This window comes from Streptomyces sp. ACA25, from assembly GCF_028200735.1.
GTDB lineage: Bacteria > Actinomycetota > Actinomycetes > Streptomycetales > Streptomycetaceae > Streptomyces.
In genome coordinates, this window is record NZ_JAQKPV010000010.1 from 77132 (window position 1) to 91539 (window position 14408).

The 14408-nt window shown below is 72.2% G+C and carries 17 protein-coding genes; 3 read left to right on the forward strand and 14 right to left on the reverse strand.

Annotated features, from left to right (window positions below):
- The first annotated feature begins 104 nt into the window (after positions 1–104).
- Together PJ985_RS16565 and PJ985_RS16570 are read left to right on the forward strand one after the other, a co-directional pair.
- Positions 105–1250, forward strand: a complete 1146-nt coding sequence (locus PJ985_RS16565) for a CDP-alcohol phosphatidyltransferase family protein (RefSeq protein ID WP_271684559.1) — start codon at positions 105–107, stop codon at positions 1248–1250.
- A 117-nt stretch (positions 1251–1367) separates the two neighbouring features.
- The gene (locus PJ985_RS16570) at positions 1368–2351 is read left to right on the forward strand and encodes an NAD-dependent epimerase/dehydratase family protein (RefSeq protein WP_271684560.1); all 984 of its coding nucleotides are present in this window, start codon (positions 1368–1370) and stop codon (positions 2349–2351) included.
- Positions 2352–2435: 84 nt separating this feature from the next.
- On the opposite strand, the gene PJ985_RS16575 is transcribed toward PJ985_RS16570, so the two are convergent.
- The 3 genes from PJ985_RS16575 to PJ985_RS16585 all read right to left on the reverse strand — a co-directional run bounded on the left by PJ985_RS16575 (position 2436) and on the right by PJ985_RS16585 (position 4101).
- The gene (locus PJ985_RS16575; protein ID WP_271684561.1) at positions 2436–2963 is read right to left on the reverse strand and encodes a GNAT family N-acetyltransferase; all 528 of its coding nucleotides are present in this window, start codon (positions 2961–2963) and stop codon (positions 2436–2438) included.
- 73 nt (positions 2964–3036) lie between these two features.
- Positions 3037–3516, reverse strand: coding sequence for a hypothetical protein (locus PJ985_RS16580; protein ID WP_271684562.1), 480 nt, complete (start codon positions 3514–3516; stop codon positions 3037–3039).
- A gap of 96 nt (positions 3517–3612) precedes the next feature.
- A complete protein-coding gene (locus tag PJ985_RS16585) occupies positions 3613–4101 on the reverse strand; it encodes a gamma-glutamylcyclotransferase family protein (RefSeq protein WP_271684563.1) in 489 nt (162 codons plus the stop codon).
- Positions 4102–4263: 162 nt separating this feature from the next.
- On the opposite strand from PJ985_RS16585, the gene PJ985_RS16590 reads away from it, so the two are divergent.
- Complete coding sequence (locus PJ985_RS16590) at positions 4264–5184, forward strand: glycoside hydrolase family 19 protein (protein WP_271684564.1); 921 nt, start codon at positions 4264–4266, stop codon at positions 5182–5184.
- A gap of 154 nt (positions 5185–5338) precedes the next feature.
- Here the strand turns inward: PJ985_RS16590 and PJ985_RS16595 are convergent, their stop codons facing one another.
- The 11 genes from PJ985_RS16595 to PJ985_RS16640 form a co-directional block, all read right to left on the reverse strand.
- The gene (locus PJ985_RS16595) at positions 5339–6100 is read right to left on the reverse strand and encodes a sirohydrochlorin chelatase (RefSeq protein ID WP_271684565.1); all 762 of its coding nucleotides are present in this window, start codon (positions 6098–6100) and stop codon (positions 5339–5341) included.
- A 22-nt stretch (positions 6101–6122) separates the two neighbouring features.
- Positions 6123–7013 (reverse strand): ABC transporter permease, encoded by an 891-nt coding sequence (locus tag PJ985_RS16600; RefSeq protein WP_271684566.1) that lies wholly within the window; start codon positions 7011–7013, stop codon positions 6123–6125.
- Positions 7000–7839: an ABC transporter ATP-binding protein gene (locus PJ985_RS16605; RefSeq protein ID WP_443033500.1), complete on the reverse strand. Its 840-nt coding sequence runs from the start codon at positions 7837–7839 to the stop codon at positions 7000–7002. The genes PJ985_RS16600 and PJ985_RS16605 overlap by 14 nt, the downstream gene beginning before the upstream one ends.
- Positions 7817–9193 (reverse strand): sulfate adenylyltransferase subunit 1, encoded by a 1377-nt coding sequence (locus PJ985_RS16610; protein ID WP_443033501.1) that lies wholly within the window; start codon positions 9191–9193, stop codon positions 7817–7819. Before PJ985_RS16610 ends, PJ985_RS16605 begins: the two co-directional genes overlap by 23 nt.
- The gene (cysD, locus tag PJ985_RS16615; protein WP_271684568.1) at positions 9193–10143 is read right to left on the reverse strand and encodes a sulfate adenylyltransferase subunit CysD; all 951 of its coding nucleotides are present in this window, start codon (positions 10141–10143) and stop codon (positions 9193–9195) included. Before cysD ends, PJ985_RS16610 begins: the two co-directional genes overlap by 1 nt.
- A gap of 74 nt (positions 10144–10217) precedes the next feature.
- Positions 10218–10835 (reverse strand): adenylyl-sulfate kinase, encoded by a 618-nt coding sequence (gene cysC, locus PJ985_RS16620; protein ID WP_271684569.1) that lies wholly within the window; start codon positions 10833–10835, stop codon positions 10218–10220.
- Entirely contained in the window at positions 10820–11527 is a 708-nt protein-coding gene (locus PJ985_RS16625; RefSeq protein ID WP_271684570.1) for a phosphoadenylyl-sulfate reductase, read from the reverse strand. Before PJ985_RS16625 ends, cysC begins: the two co-directional genes overlap by 16 nt.
- Positions 11524–11745 carry a hypothetical protein gene (locus tag PJ985_RS16630; protein ID WP_271684571.1) on the reverse strand — a complete coding sequence of 74 codons (222 nt, stop codon included), beginning with the start codon at positions 11743–11745 and terminating at the stop codon, positions 11524–11526. Before PJ985_RS16630 ends, PJ985_RS16625 begins: the two co-directional genes overlap by 4 nt.
- Positions 11742–13436, reverse strand: coding sequence for a nitrite/sulfite reductase (locus PJ985_RS16635; RefSeq protein ID WP_271684572.1), 1695 nt, complete (start codon positions 13434–13436; stop codon positions 11742–11744). Before PJ985_RS16635 ends, PJ985_RS16630 begins: the two co-directional genes overlap by 4 nt.
- Before the next feature lie 177 nt (positions 13437–13613).
- Positions 13614–13697 carry a putative leader peptide gene (locus tag PJ985_RS23390; protein ID WP_323137367.1) on the reverse strand — a complete coding sequence of 28 codons (84 nt, stop codon included), beginning with the start codon at positions 13695–13697 and terminating at the stop codon, positions 13614–13616.
- A gap of 91 nt (positions 13698–13788) precedes the next feature.
- A complete protein-coding gene (locus PJ985_RS16640; protein ID WP_271684573.1) occupies positions 13789–14400 on the reverse strand; it encodes a GNAT family N-acetyltransferase in 612 nt (203 codons plus the stop codon).
- Between the last annotated feature and the right edge of the window lie 8 nt (positions 14401–14408).

The following is a 14408-nucleotide window of genomic DNA, read 5'->3' on the forward strand; positions in this document are numbered from 1 at the left end:
TATGACTGTTGGTTCGCTGTCAAGGTTCTGTGCGCGTGGGCTTGCGTTTTCACATGGACCCCTCATAGCGTCAACCCGGTCCAACCGCCGCTGGGAAGCAGACCATGCCTCAAGACATCCCCCCGCTGAGAGAAGTGCGCCAGATCACGCAGAAGAAGCGTGACGCGTGGTGGACCGTGCTGCTGGTGGACCCGGTGGCCACGCCGCTGGTCCGCTGGACCGCGCGGTGGACGCGGTTCACACCGAACCAGATCACCTGGCTCGCCCTGCTCTTCGGCCTCGGTGCCGCCGCGTGCTTCGCCTTCGGCAGCTGGCAGTGGCTCGTCGCCGGGGCGCTGCTCTACCACGTGAGCTTCATCCTGGACTGCATGGACGGGAAGCTGGCCCGGCTGACCGGAACCGGCTCGGTATTCGGTGCCTGGCTCGATTATGTCTTCGACCGAATCCGCGTGCTCTTCTGTGCCATAGCTCTTATGGGTGGCCAGTACACCCGAACGGGCGAGGTTGTTTATCTGTGGCTGGCACTTGCCGTGGTATTTCTGGACATGCTCCGCTATATCGATGCCCTGCAGATCTTCAAAGTCCGCCATGAGATGCGGAAACAGATCAAGGCTCGGGCGGAGTCGGCGCGGGCGGCGGACAACGACATAGAGCTCGCCTTCATGGAGGACCTGCTCCGGGAGAACCCGGAGGCCGACACCGAGAGTGACGAGGCGGAGCGCGCCCGGCTCACGGCTCTGACGCTGGCCCGGGCGGCGGGACGGACCGAGGGCGCTGCGGGGGAAGAGCCGGGCGGGAGGAACGTCCCGGCCCAGCGTGCCGCCAAGACCGGAACGGGGCCGCCGGCCGGCGTGGTCGACCTGCACCGGGAGTTCCGCAGCCGGTTCCCCTGGTACCTCCGGTTCCGCTCCCTGCTGCTGCGTCACCGGATGCGTACCCATCTGGTGAGCGGCATCGAGTTCCAGATGGCGGTGTTCATCATCGCTCCCGCCCTGGACGCGGTGGTGCCGGTCACGGTCGTCGCGGGAGCGCTGCTGCTCGCGTTCGAGCTCGCCATCATCTACAAGCTTCAGCTCTCGACCCGGGATTTCGCCCGGACCATGGAGTCGTTCGACGCACAGGAGCGCGAGCGGCGGAAGCACAGCCCGGTACAGGTCCCGGACCAGGGCACGGCAGGGCAGGTCCGGAGTCCTGAGCTGCAGCCCCTCGGCTCGGAGGAGCGGCCCCGGCCGCAGGCCGAGGCCGTCTGAGGCGCCCCCCGGGCCGCCCTCCGGCGCCGTGCCGCTACCGGCCGTTCCGCGCCGGGCGGATTCCGCGCCGGGCGGAAAGAGGCCCGCGCCGGCCCGGCTGGGGCAAACACTGGCGGGATGAGACTTCTGGTTCTGGGCGGCACGGAGTTCGTCGGACGGAGCATCGCCGAGGAGGCGCTGCGGCGGGGCTGGGCGGTCACGGTGTTCAACCGGGGCCGGCGCGAGCCGCCTCCCGGGGCCACCGTCCTCACCGGGGACCGGACCGCGCCCGACGGGCTCGCGGCCCTCGGTGCCGGGGAATGGGACCTGGTCGTGGACACCTGGGCAGAAGCCCCGCGCGCGGTACACGACGCGATGCGCCTGCTGGCCCGGCGAGCCCGGCACTGCACGTACATGTCCAGTCGCTCGGTGTACTCCTTCCCGGTCCCGGCGGGTGCGGATGAGGACAGCCCGGTGGTCGAGGGGGCGCCGGACGCAGGCGCGCGGGAATACCCGCAGAACAAGCGGGGTGGCGAACTGGCCGCCCTGGCGGCCTTCGGGGAACGGGCACTGCTGGTGCGGGCCGGGGCCATCCTCGGTCCGCACGAGAACTCCGGACGGCTGCCCTGGTGGCTGTCCCGGATCGCCCGGGGTGGCCGGGTCCTGGCGCCCGGCCCCCGGGAGCTGGGCCTGCAGTACATCGACGTCCGTGACCTGGCGGTCTGGACCCTGGACGCGGCGGCCGCCGGGCTCGGTGGGCCGTACGACCTGGTGAGCCCTTCCGGTCACACCACGATGGCGGAGCTGCTCGAGGCCTGTGCCGAAGTGACCGGCAGTGGCGCCGACCTGCGGTGGGCCGGCCCCGACGCCGTCCTGGCCGCCGGGATCGAGCCGTGGACGGGCCTGCCGCTGTGGACCCCGCCGGGAGCCCTGCACGACTCGCTGCACCGCTCCGACGTCGCCAGGGCGCTCGGTGCCGGGCTGCGCTGCCGGCCCGTCACCGAAACCGTGGCCGACACCTGGGCCTGGCTGCGGGAGGAAGGGGACCGGCACCCCATGACTCCGGACGGCCCGGTGTCAAGGGCCACGCCCGAGCAGGAGAACCGCGCGCTCGGCGGCTGACCGGGGGAGGAAGCCACGCCGACGGGCAGCGCCCGCACCGGTGACGCGCCGACTCGGGCCGCTCCGGGCCGCACGGGGCGGTGCTCAGGGGTCGGAGGCGAGGCGGGCGTGCAGCTCCACGTCGTGCCGCTCGTTCCCGTACCGCAGCTTGGCGCGCTGCAGCCCTTCGACGCTGAAGCCGGCCCTGGCAGCCACCCCGCAGGAGGCCGGATTGTCCGTCCGGTGTCCCAGCTCCAGGCGGAAGAGCCCCAGGTCTCCGAGGGCCCAGTCCGCGACGGTCCGGGCCGCGGTGCCCGCCACTCCGCGCCCCTGTGCCGCCGCCACGGTCCAGTAGGACACCCAGCCGGTTTCGTGCCGGCGGCTGATGCTGGAGACCCGGACACAGCCGAGCACTGCGCAGCCGTCGGTCACGGCCCAGGAGAAGCCGGTCCCCTCCGCCCATTCCCGGGCCCGTTCGGCGAGCCAGCGTTCGGCGGCGGCGGGGTCGCCCACCGGCTCGGCGGTCTGGCGGGACATGAGCGGTGCGGAGAACGCGGCGTGCACCGCCGCCGCGTCGGTGGCGGTCCATGGGCGCAGCACGAGGCCACCTGCGGTGATCAGTCGATCCGTCACCGGTGAACGGTAACCGGACAGTGATCGTTGGGCAACCGGCAGTTCCGAGGCAGGTGCGCAGCTCGGGGAAAGGTCAGCGGGCGCCGGTGCTGTCACCGTTGAGTACGCAGGCGGTGCGGCTGCCGAACCGCCAGTGCGAGGGGGCCGACTGCAGTTCCTCCGCCACCTCGAGCTCGGTCAGCTCGGCCGGGGCCGGACCACGTGTGGTCTGCTCGCCCCCCAGTACCCAGAGGATGTCCGAGGCCCGCCAGGGGTCCTCGAACTCCCAGCGGTCGCCCTGCTGTACGAGGAGATCCTCGCCGACCCGGGTCTGCTGGCCCCGCCGGTACTCCAGCGCGGCCCAGCCCCCCTGGAAGTCGCAGCGGGCGATCTCCGACCGCGAGCCGGGGATCAACTGCCAGCCGGCGGCCGACTCCGCGAGCGGCTCGCTGGGGCCGCTGCCTCCCATCGGTGATCCGAAGAGCAGCCAGGCGCCCATGCTGATCAGCAGGGAGAGGGCGACTCCCCTTGGCGGCCATGCTCCCCTGCGCTGCTCCGGCGGTTCATCCGACATAAGGGCAGGCTAACGTCCCGGACGGAGGAACGGCGGGGGTACCCGGAAGCCCGGCGCCGGACCGGTGGCGCCTGGCCGCCGCGGCGTTCGGCGGGGTCAGGGTTCCTCCGCAGGGTGCGGGGTGGCGCGGGCGGGCCAGCTGCCCCCCGGGATGCTGCGGGCTGCTGCCCGCAGCCGGGCGGACAGGGGAGCGGCCGCCACATAGACCCACGCGCGGACCGGCTCCCCGGACTCGGTCCGGACCACCGCGGCCCTCCGCTCGTAGTGGTTGCCGTCAGCACCGGGGACGTAGCCCTCCAGCCGGTCGAGATCGGCCAGTACCGACCGGTACCGGCTCGGCAGGGGGCGGATCAGATGGCCGTGGATCTCCGCGGCGGCGTTCTCCGGTTCGGTGACCGCGTACGGGAAGCCCGGCCCCTCGTACAGCACCGCGCCGGGCATCCGTGCCGGTACCTCAGCCGTGGTCCGGCCCCGCAGGGCCCAGCTGTGGTTGCGGCCGCCGGGCCGCAGCGTGCCGTACACGAAGAAGGGCAGAAGCCGGCTGCCCGCCGGAGGGACCGGCTCGTCGTCGCGGGGGGAGGTCACGGGTCACGCCCTTTCGGGAGGGGGGGACGGCCGGAGGGCTCATCCCGTGAGGATCCCGTGCGGGGACCGGAAAGTCACGCCGGAACACGACTCCTGCCTTGACAGGTATAGACCAAGCACGCTTGGCTGTTCGGCACCCCCCCCACGAAGGAAGTGCATTCCGTGCCAAAACAACGCATCAAGGCGCTGCTCACCGCGCTGGTGACCGCTGCCGTGCTGGCGGTCCTGCTGCCGCTGGCCTCCTCGGCATCGGCCGGCGTCACCATGGCGAGCTGTGCCGGCGCCTGGAACTCCTCGACCGTCTACCACGGCGGTACGACCGTCTCCTACCAGGGCCGCAACTGGACGGCGCTGTGGTGGACGCAGAACGAGACACCCGGCGGATCCTCCGGCGTCTGGTCCGACGACGGCCCCTGTGGAGGATCAGGCGGTGACCCGGGCAACCCCGGCAACCCGGACCCCTCGGGTTTCGTGGTGAGCGAGGCGCAGTTCCACCAGATGTTCCCGAACCGGAACTCCTTCTACACCTACAGTGGGCTCACCGCCGCGCTGAGCGCCTACCCGGGCTTCGCCAACACCGGCAGCGACACGGTCAAGCGCCGGGAGGCAGCCGCCTTCCTCGCCAACGTCAGCCATGAGACGGGCGGTCTGGTCCACATCGTGGAGCAGAACCAGGCCAACTACTCCCACTACTGCGACGCCGGCCAGCCGTACGGCTGCCCGGCCGGGCAGTCGGCGTACTACGGCCGCGGCCCGATCCAGCTCAGCTGGAACTTCAACTACAAGGCGGCAGGCGACGCCCTTGGCATCGACCTGCTGAACAACCCGAACCAGGTGCAGACGGACGCCGGCATCGCCTGGCGGACCGCCCTGTGGTACTGGAACACGCAGAGCGGCCCGGGCACGATGACCGGCCATCAGGCGATCGTGAACGGACACGGGTTCGGCGAGACCATCCGCGCGATCAACGGCTCGCTGGAGTGCAACGGGGGCAACCCCGGACAGGTCCAGAGCCGCATCGACACCTACCAGCGGTTCGTCCAGATCCTGGGCACCAGCGCGGGCTCCCACCTGAGCTGCTGACCCGAACAGCGGAAACCGGTGCGGCCCCTCCGGGGGCCGCACTTCCCGTTGCGCGGGCGCGGTCGGTGGGCCGCTCCCGGTGGCCGGGGCCGGTGGTCACCGCTCCTCGCTGCGGCCGGGGAGCGCCGTGCGTCCGCAGGGCGGTCCGTGGGCGTCAGGCGCTCAGCAGGGCGAGGTGGCCGGTGCGGGCGGCGTCGAAGCGGCGCAGGGCCAGAGCGGCGAGCTCGGGTGCGTCGCCCAGGACCGGGGCCAGCAGGTCGGCGCCGGCTTCCCGGGCCCCGGCCGTGATGCGGTCCGGCAGGAAGCCGGGGGCGATCACATAGGGGGCGACCACCACCCGGCGGACGCCGTCGGCGCGCAGGGCGCGGATGGCGTCCGCCGTGCGGGGCAGGGAAGCGGAGGCGAACGCGGGCCGCACGGCGCACCATCCAGCGGTACGCCGCCACTCCCGCGCGATTTCTGCGATCACCGCGATCGCCTCCGGGTCTGAGGTGCCCGCCGAGGCCAGGACGACGCCGGTGGACGCGTGCGCGGCGGGGGACTGGCCCGCCTCGTGCAGCCGCCGGGTCAGCGCCTCGGTGAGGAGGGGGTCCGGGCCCAGCACGCCGGCCTGCCGCACGGTCAGTGCGGGCCACCGGGCGGACTCCTCGTCCAGGACGGCGGGGATGTCGGACTTGGCGTGGAATGCCCGGCTCAGCAGCAGCGGCAGGGCGATGACTCGGCGGACGCCCTCCCGGTGCCATCGGTGCAGCAGCTGCGGCACCGTGGGCAGATCGAAGTCCAGGTAAGCGGTCTCCACCCGCAGTCCGGGCCGCAGCGACCGCACCCGCTCGGTGAGCGCGGTGACGGTCGCGGCGTGCCGCGGGTCGCGGCTGCCGTGCGCGATGATCAGCAGGGCTTGCGTGGGGAGGTGCATGGGATCAGTCCTTCGCGGTCCGTCAGCTTCCGCCGGCCAGGCCGCGGCCGCGCAGCACGCGGCGCTCCAGCGGCCGGAACAGGGCGGACTCGACCAGCACACCCACCGCGAGGATCAGCAGTACGGAGGCCAGCACGAGGCTCATGGATTGCGTGGCGTTGCCCTCGGCGAGCATCTCGCCGATGCCGGGCAGCGGGGTGGCGGTGATCAGCTCGGCGGTCATCAGCGCCCGCCAGCCGAAGGTCCAGCCCTGCCGCAGGGCGGAGATGAAGCCCGGCAGGGCGGCCGGGACCATGACCAGTGCGGCGCCGCGCAGCCCGGTGGCGCCCATCGAGTGCCCCGCCCGCAGCAGCAGGGGCGGCAACTGGTCCACGGCCGCGGCCACCGTCACCGCGATCGAGGGCACCGCGCCGAGCAGTACCACGGCGTAGACGGCGCCCTCGGAGTTGCCCAGGGCGATGACCGCCACCGGGACGAGGGCGGCGGCCGGCAGCGACTGAATGGCCGTCAGGATGGGGCCCAGTACGGTGCGCAGCAGGGTCAGCCGGGTGAGCAGAAGTCCCAGCGGGATGCCGAGGGCAGCCGCCGCACCGAACCCGATCAGACAGCGCAGCAGGCTGTGACCCACCGCGGGGAGCAGTGTGCCGTCCGACCAGGCGCCGGTCAGCTCGCCCGCCACGGCCGCGGGACCGGGCAGCTTGTCGGACCAGTTCAGGGTGTGGGCGAGCTGCCACAGCACGAGCACCAGGCCGAGGGCGAGGGCCGGCGGTCCGGCCTTGTCCAGCAACCGCCGCCCGGCGGGCCGGGCGGCGGGTGCGTGGGTCTCCAGAGCGTCCAGCCCGGAGGCCATCTCGCGCGAGTCGTCCTCCCGTGGAGGTGCCTCCGGTGCCCGGCCGGACTCAGGAGCGGGCATGTCGGACGATCTCCTCATGCAGATGACCGGTGATCTCGGTGGCCAGGGCCGCGACCCCGCTGTCCTCGATGCGGCGCGGGAACGGCAGGTCCACCACCCACTCGCGGGAGACCCGGCCGGGCCGGGAGGACAGCAGCACGACCCGCTGACCGAGCCGGACCGCCTCGCGGACGTTGTGCGTCACGAACAGCACCGTGAGTTTGCGCTCCTGCCAGACCCGGCTCAGCTCCTCGTGCAGCAGGTCCCGGGTGATGGCGTCGAGGGCGGCGAACGGCTCGTCCATCAGCAGCACATCGCTGCCCTGCGCGAGGGACCGGGCCAGGGCCACGCGCTGCCGCATCCCGCCGGACAGCTGATGCACCCGCTTGCCGTAGGCGTCGGGCAACCGGACCAGGCGCAGCAGCTCCTCGGCCCGGTCCCGGCGCTCCGCCCGGGCCACCCCGGCCAGCCGAAGCGCCAGCTCGACGTTGCGTCCGGCGCTCAGCCACGGAAACAGTGCGTGGTCCTGGAACATCAGCGCCGGGCGGCTGAACGGCACCTCCACGGAGCCCGAGGTGGGGCGGTCGAGCCCGGCCACCAGGTTCAGCAGGGTGGACTTGCCGCATCCGGAGGCTCCCAGCAGGCAGACGAACTCCCCGGGAGCCGCCTCCAGCCGGATGTCGTCCAGCACGAGCTGGCGGCCGGCAGCCGAGTCGAAGGCCTTGGAGACACGGTCCAGGCGGACGGCGTGGCCGAGTTCCTGCGCGGAGGCAGCCGGCCGGCCGGCGCGGGCGGTCAGGGGTGCGGCGAGTCCGGTGGTCATCTCAGAAATCCCATCCTTCGTCATCCGGTGCGGTGGGACGGGCGGCCTGCGCCCGCTCGGCGAACGCGTCGCCCGCCATACCTGCGGTGAGGGTGGTGCCGTCGGCCGGGTCGATCAGCAGGAAGGAGCCGGTGCGCCGGGAGTCGGCGTAGGCGTCCAGTGCCAGTGGCTCGGCGGTGCGCAGCACCACCCGGCCGATGTCGTTGGCGGCCAGCCGCCCCGGGTCGCTGTCCTGGGTCAGGTCGGCGAGGGAGAGCCGGGAGGGAATCTCCTTGACGATCGCCTTGACGGTCCGGGTGGTGTGCTTGAGCAGCACCCGGGCACCCGGCTCCAGGGGCCGGTCGTGCAGGTGGCAGACGGTGGCGGTGACGTCCCGGGTGGTGCCGAGCGCCGCGTCGCCGGGGGCGATCAGGTCGCCGCGGGAGACATCGAGGTCGTCCGTCAGCCGCACGGTCACCGACTGCGGCGCCCAGGCCTCCTCCACTGGCACCCCGAGCAGGTCGATGCCCGCGATGGTGCTGCTGCGTCCGGAGGGCTGGACGGTGACGTCCTGCCCCACCCGCAGCACACCGGAGGCGATCTGCCCGGCGTAGCCGCGGTAGTCGCGGTGCTCCGGGGTCTGCGGGCGGATCACGTACTGGACCGGGAACCGGGCGGGATCGCCGGTCGGGTCGTGGGTGACCTCCACGGTCTCCAGGTGCTCCAGCACCGTCGGGCCGCCGTACCAGTCCATGGTCGCCGAGGGCGTCACGACGTTGTCCCCGGCGAGCGCCGAGATCGGGATCGCGGTGATGTCCGGGACTCCGAGGGAGGCCGCGTACTCGGTGAACTCGGCGGCGATGGCGGCGAAGACCGGCTCGGCGTAGTCGACGAGGTCCATCTTGTTGACGGCCAGCATCACGTGCGGCACCCGCAGCAGCGCGGCGACCGCGGCGTGCCGCCGGGTCTGCTCGACGACGCCGTTGCGGGCGTCGACCAGCACCACGGCCAGCTCCGCGGTGGAGGCGCCGGTGACCATGTTGCGGGTGTACTGCACGTGGCCCGGCGTGTCGGCCAGGATGAAGCGGCGCCGGGGAGTGGCGAAGTAGCGGTAGGCGACATCGATGGTGATGCCCTGCTCGCGTTCGGCGCGCAGACCGTCGGTGAGCAGTGCCAGGTCGGGGGCCTCCTGGCCGCGGTTGCGGGAGGCCAGCTCGACAGCTTCCAGCTGGTCCGCCAGCACCGACTTGGAGTCGTGCAGCAGCCGTCCCACCAGGGTGGACTTGCCGTCGTCCACCGAGCCGGCGGTGGCGAAGCGGAGCAGCGAAGCGGTTCCCGGGCCGGCGGGGCCCGCCGGCCCGGCGGAGGTGCCTCCGGGAGCGGTCTCGGACGTGGTCATCAGAAGTACCCTTCGCGCTTGCGGTCTTCCATGGCGGCCTCGGACAGCTTGTCGTCGGCCCGGGTGGCGCCGCGTTCGGTCAGCCGGGAGGCGGCGATCTCGGTGATGACCTTCTCGATGGTGTCGGCGTCGGAGTCGACGGCGCCGGTGCAGGACATGTCTCCGACGGTGCGGTAGCGGACCTGGCGGCGCTCCACCGTCTCGCCGTCCTTCGGGCCTCCCCACTCGCCGGGGGCCAGCCACATGCCGCTGCGGTGGAAGACCTCGCGCTCGTGCGCGTAGTAGATCGCCGGGAGCTCGATCTCCTCCCGGGCGATGTACTGCCAGACGTCCAGCTCGGTCCAGTTGGACAGCGGGAACACCCGCACGTGCTCGCCGGGGGCGTGCCGGCCGTTGTAGAGCTGCCACAGTTCGGGGCGCTGACGGCGCGGGTTCCAGCCGCCGAACTCGTCGCGCAGCGAGAACACCCGCTCCTTGGCGCGGGCCTTCTCCTCGTCGCGCCGGCCACCGCCGAAAACGGCGTCGAAACGGTTGCTGACGATGGCGTCCAGCAGCGGAACGGTCTGCAGCGGGTTCCGGGTGCCGTCGGGGCGCTCACGCAGCTGCCCGCTGTCGATGAAGTCCTGCACCGAGGCCACGTGCAGCCGGAGCCCGTGCCGCTGCGCCGTGCGGTCCCGGTAGTCCAGCACCTCGGGGAAGTTGTGCCCGGTGTCCACGTGCAGGAGGGCGAACGGCACCGGTGCGGGGGCGAATGCCTTCAGCGCCAGGTGGAGCATGACGATGGAGTCCTTGCCCCCGGAGAACAGGATCACCGGGCGCTCGAACTCTCCGGCGACCTCCCGGAAGATGTGCACCGCCTCGGACTCCAGTGCGTCCAGGTGCGACAAGGCGAACCGGGCGTCCGGACCGCCGGGATGACCGGTGCCGGAGTCCTCGATGACCGTTGTCATGCTGCGTCCCCTTCGTGTCCTGTGGTCGCTGCCTTCGGTGCCTGCCGGTGCTGCCCCGGCGGCGGGCGCGTCGGTCACAGCAGCCCCCGCCCGGCCAGCAGCGCGTGCAGTGCCGCCACGGATTCCTCGATGCTCTGTTCGTGCGCGGGAATCCGCAGGTCCGGGTTCAGGGGGGCCTCGTACGGGTCGTCGACCCCGGTCAGCCCGGTCAGTTCACCGGCGGCCTGCTTGGCGTACAGGCCCTTCACGTCCCGCTCCGAGCAGATGTCGACGGGGGTGGCTACGTGTACTTCCAGGTAGCCGGTGCCTGCCGTCCGGTGGCGTTCGCGGACGGCCTCGCGGCTGTCCGCGAAGGGGGCGATGACCGGGACCAGCGCCTTCACCCCGTGCGAGGCGAGGAGTTCGGCGACGAAGCCGATGCGCTGCACGTTGGTGTGCCGGTCCGCGCGGGAGAAGCCGAGGCCCGCGGAGAGGAACTCCCTGATCTCGTCCCCGTCCAGCACCTCCGCCCGGTGGCCCTCCTGCCGCAGGCGCTCCGCCAGCGCGAGCGCCAGGGTCGTCTTGCCCGCGCTGGGCAGCCCGGTCAGCCAGATGGTGGCTCCCCCGCCGCTCGATTTCATCTCGCGCTCCCCGGATGTCTCGTCGGCCGTGTTCGTGTCCGTCACCGTGCCGGTCATCAGTGCAGCCCGCATTCGGTCTTGCTCAGGCCCGCCCAGCGGCCGGCCCGGGAGTCCTCGCCGGGCTGCACCCGGCGGGTGCAGGGTGCGCAGCCCACCGAGGTGTAACCGTCCTGCAGCAGGGGGTTCGTGAGCACGCCGTGCTCGGTGATGTAGGCGTCCACGTCCGCCTGTGTCCAGCGAGCGATGGGGGAGACCTTCACCTTCTCCCGCCGGGGATCCCAGCCGACGACGGGGGTGCCCGCCCGGGTCGGGGACTCCTCGCGGCGCAGGCCGGTGGCCCACGCCTCGTAGCCCCGCAGCCCTTCCTCCAGCGGCTGCACCTTGCGCAGCGCGCAGCACCGGTCCGGGTCGCGGTCGTGCAGCCTCGGGCCGTGCTCGGCGTCCTGCTCCGCGACCGTCTGCCGGGGGGTCAGGGTGATGACGCGGACGTCCAGTACGGCGGCGACCGCGTCCCTGGTGCCGAGGGTCTCCGGAAAGTGATAGCCGGTGTCGAGGAACACCACGTCCACCCCGGGGAACACCTGGGAGGCGAGATGCGCGACCACGGCGTCCTCCATGGACGAGGTCACGCAGAACCGGGCACCGAAGGTCTCCGCGGCCCAGCCCAGGATCTCCGGGGCCGACGCGTCCTCCAGGTCGCGGCCGGCGCGCTCGGCGAGCTGTTGCAGCTCCCCGGCGTCGCGCGCTGTGGTGGCACCGTTCATGCGGCTCCGCCTCCTTCACCGTCGTGGTCACCGTCGTGGTCGCCCTCGCCACCGCCGTGCGGGGGCCGGGCCAGGCCCCGGCTCAGCAGGCCGAGGAACTTCAGCCGGAAGGCGCGGTTGCAGGCGGCGCACTCCCAGACGCCCGGCCCTTCCTCGGAGGGGCGCAGGTCCTCGTCCCCGCAGTACGGGCAGTAGAACGGGGCGGCTCGCTCGCTCATGACAGGGCGCTCTCCTCGGCGCGAGCGGCCCACTGCGCGAACCGCTCGCCCTCGGCGCGCTGTTCCGTGAAGTTGCGCAGCACCCGCTCGACGTAGTCGGGGAGCTCGTCGGCCGTCACCTTCAGCCCGCGGACCTTCCGGCCGAAACCGGGCTCCAGCCCGAGCGAGCCCCCGAGGTGCACCTGGTACCCCTCGACCTGCCGGCCCTCGGCGTCGGTGACGAGCTGCCCCTTCAGGCCGATGTCCGCGACCTGGATCCGGGCACAGGAGTTGGGGCACCCGTTGATGTTGATGGTGACCGGCTCGGCGAAGCCGGGCAGCCGGCGCTCCAGCTCGTCGATGAGGGTGGAGCCGCGCCCCTTGGTCTCGACGATGGCGAGTTTGCAGAACTCGATGCCGGTGCAGGCCATCGTGCCGCGCCGGAAGGGCGACGGGCGGGTGGTCAGGTCGAGCGCCTCCAGGCCCTCGACAAGCGAGTCCACCTGCTCCTCGGGGACATCGAGCACGATCATCTTCTGCTCGACGGTGGTGCGCACGCGTCCGGAGCCGTGCGCCTCGGCCAGGTCGGCGATCCGGGTCAGGGTGGTGCCGTCCACCCGGCCCACGCGCGGCGCGAAGCCGACGTAGAAGCGGCCGTCCCGCTGCCGGTGCACCCCGACGTGGTCCCGCCATTCCTGCACGGGCTGCTCGGGGGCCGGGCCGTCCAGGAGCTTGCGCTGCAGGTACTCGTCCTCCAGGACCTGACGGAAGCGCTCAGGCCCCCAGTCGGCGACCAGGAACTTGATCCGGGCGCGGGTCCGCAGCCGCCGGAAGCCGTAGTCCCGGAAGATCGACACGACGCCCTCGTAGACGTCGGCGACCTCGTCGACCGGCACCCATGCTCCGAGCCGCACGCCGATCTTCGGGTTGGTGGACAGCCCGCCGCCGACCCAGACGTCGAAACCGGGGCCGTGGTCGGGGTGGTCCACCCCGACGAAGGAGACGTCCTGGATCTCGTGCGCCACGTCCTGGACGGGGGAGCCGGAGACGGCGGACTTGAACTTGCGCGGCAGGTTGGAGTAGGCCGGGTTGCCCACCACCCGGCGCTGGATCTCCTCAATGGCCGGGGTGCCGTCCACGATCTCGTCGGAGGCGATGCCGGCCACCGGTGACCCGAGGATCACGCGGGGAGTGTCGCCGCAGGCCTCGGTGGTCGACAGGCCCACCGCCTCCAGCCGTCGCCAGATCTCCGGCATGTCCTCGATGCGGATCCAGTGGTACTGGACGTTCTGCCGGTCGGTGATGTCCGCGGTGCCGCGGGCGAATTCCTGGGAGATCTCCCCGACGACCCGCAGCTGCTCGGTGGTGAGCCGGCCCCCGTCGATTCGGACGCGGAGCATGAAGTACTCGTCGTCCAGCTCCTCCGGCTCCAGGATCGCGGTCCTGCCGCCGTCGATACCGGGCTTGCGCTGGGTGTAGAGGCCCCACCAGCGCATCCGGCCGCGCAGGTCCGCGCCGTCGATGGAGTCGAAGCCACGATGGGCGTAGATCGTCTCAATGCGTGTCCGCACATTGAGACCGTCGTCGTCCTTCTTCGTCTGCTCGTTGGCGTTGAGCGGAGTGAAGTGTCCCGCGGCCCACTGGCCCTCGCCGCGGTGGCGGCCCGGCTTGCGGCGCTTCGGGACAGCAGGTTTCTTCACGGAGTCGGACATCGGCTCTTCTGGTCCTTCGGCATCGAAAGCCCCCGGAACGGAGCCGGGGGACGCGGCAGGGCGGCATTGACCAGCGGGTATGCGCAGCGCTGCGCATCACCCGCACAAGGGGGAGACAGGGGGTGCACGCCGGAGAAGGATCAGGCGGCGGGAAGTGCGGCGGTGGTGCTGGGACTGTCAGCCCGCCGGACACATGGCGCTGGACATACGGCCGAGGTCGACGTGCCGCCGACTCACCAAGGCAATACCAGCTCGAGACATGACGGAAGACTCGCACGGCCCTTCCGTGCGAGTCCACTGCTATCCGTCATTCGGACGAAGCTGTCCCGAATGCTGGTATTGGTGGCGGAGGTCACGCCTCCGGGCGGGCTGCCGCTGTTCCGGTCGTGGCAGGCCAGGCCTCCGCCGCCGGGGCTTCCGGCTCCTGGGTGACTCTCCTGTCGAAGACCCGGAAGCCCCGGCGACGGTAGTTGTCGAGGGCGTGCGGGCTGTCCCTGCTGCAGGTGTGCAGCCACACCCGGCGGGTCGGCTCCCGGTCCGGAGTGCGCTCCGCGAGGTCCCACGCCCGGGCGGTACCGAGGGACAGGAGATGACCGCCGATCCGGCGGCCCCGGAAAGCGGGCAGCAGGCCGAAGGAGCTGATCTCCACCACGCCCCCGTCCTGGGCGACGAGTTCGAGGAAGCCGGCCGGGGTCCCGCGCTCGTACGCCACCCAGGTCTCCGCCCCGGGCCGGTCCAGGAAGGCCCGCCACTTCTCGCGGTCCCAGACCAGCCGGTCGTACCAGGAGACGTCGGAACCGACCGCGGCGTAGAGGAAGCGGCTGAACTCGGGGCTCGGCACCTCCGCAGGCACGACCCGGATGCCGGAGGCGCTCTCCGGCTCACGGGCGGGCAGCAGGTCGGCGGCGGACGTCTGCTCGAGGTACCACGTGGTGACGGTCGTCAGGGAGGCCGGCGCGCTCATATCCCCAT

Coding starts and splice junctions, on each gene's coding strand:
- PJ985_RS16565 (WP_271684559.1), top strand. CDS start 105: ATGCCTCAAGACATCCCCCCGCTGAGAGAAGTGCGCCAGATCACGCAG.
- PJ985_RS16570 (WP_271684560.1), top strand. CDS start 1,368: ATGAGACTTCTGGTTCTGGGCGGCACGGAGTTCGTCGGACGGAGCATC.
- PJ985_RS16580 (WP_271684562.1), bottom strand. CDS start 3,516: ATGTCGGATGAACCGCCGGAGCAGCGCAGGGGAGCATGGCCGCCAAGG.
- PJ985_RS16595 (WP_271684565.1), bottom strand. CDS start 6,100: ATGCACCTCCCCACGCAAGCCCTGCTGATCATCGCGCACGGCAGCCGC.
- PJ985_RS16600 (WP_271684566.1), bottom strand. CDS start 7,013: ATGCCCGCTCCTGAGTCCGGCCGGGCACCGGAGGCACCTCCACGGGAG.
- PJ985_RS16605 (WP_443033500.1), bottom strand. CDS start 7,839: ATGACGAAGGATGGGATTTCTGAGATGACCACCGGACTCGCCGCACCC.
- PJ985_RS16610 (WP_443033501.1), bottom strand. CDS start 9,193: ATGACCACGTCCGAGACCGCTCCCGGAGGCACCTCCGCCGGGCCGGCG.
- cysD (WP_271684568.1), bottom strand. CDS start 10,143: ATGACAACGGTCATCGAGGACTCCGGCACCGGTCATCCCGGCGGTCCG.
- cysC (WP_271684569.1), bottom strand. CDS start 10,835: ATGCGGGCTGCACTGATGACCGGCACGGTGACGGACACGAACACGGCC.
- PJ985_RS16625 (WP_271684570.1), bottom strand. CDS start 11,527: ATGAACGGTGCCACCACAGCGCGCGACGCCGGGGAGCTGCAACAGCTC.
- PJ985_RS16630 (WP_271684571.1), bottom strand. CDS start 11,745: ATGAGCGAGCGAGCCGCCCCGTTCTACTGCCCGTACTGCGGGGACGAG.
- PJ985_RS16635 (WP_271684572.1), bottom strand. CDS start 13,436: ATGTCCGACTCCGTGAAGAAACCTGCTGTCCCGAAGCGCCGCAAGCCG.
- PJ985_RS23390 (WP_323137367.1), bottom strand. CDS start 13,697: ATGTCTCGAGCTGGTATTGCCTTGGTGAGTCGGCGGCACGTCGACCTC.
- PJ985_RS16640 (WP_271684573.1), bottom strand. CDS start 14,400: ATGAGCGCGCCGGCCTCCCTGACGACCGTCACCACGTGGTACCTCGAG.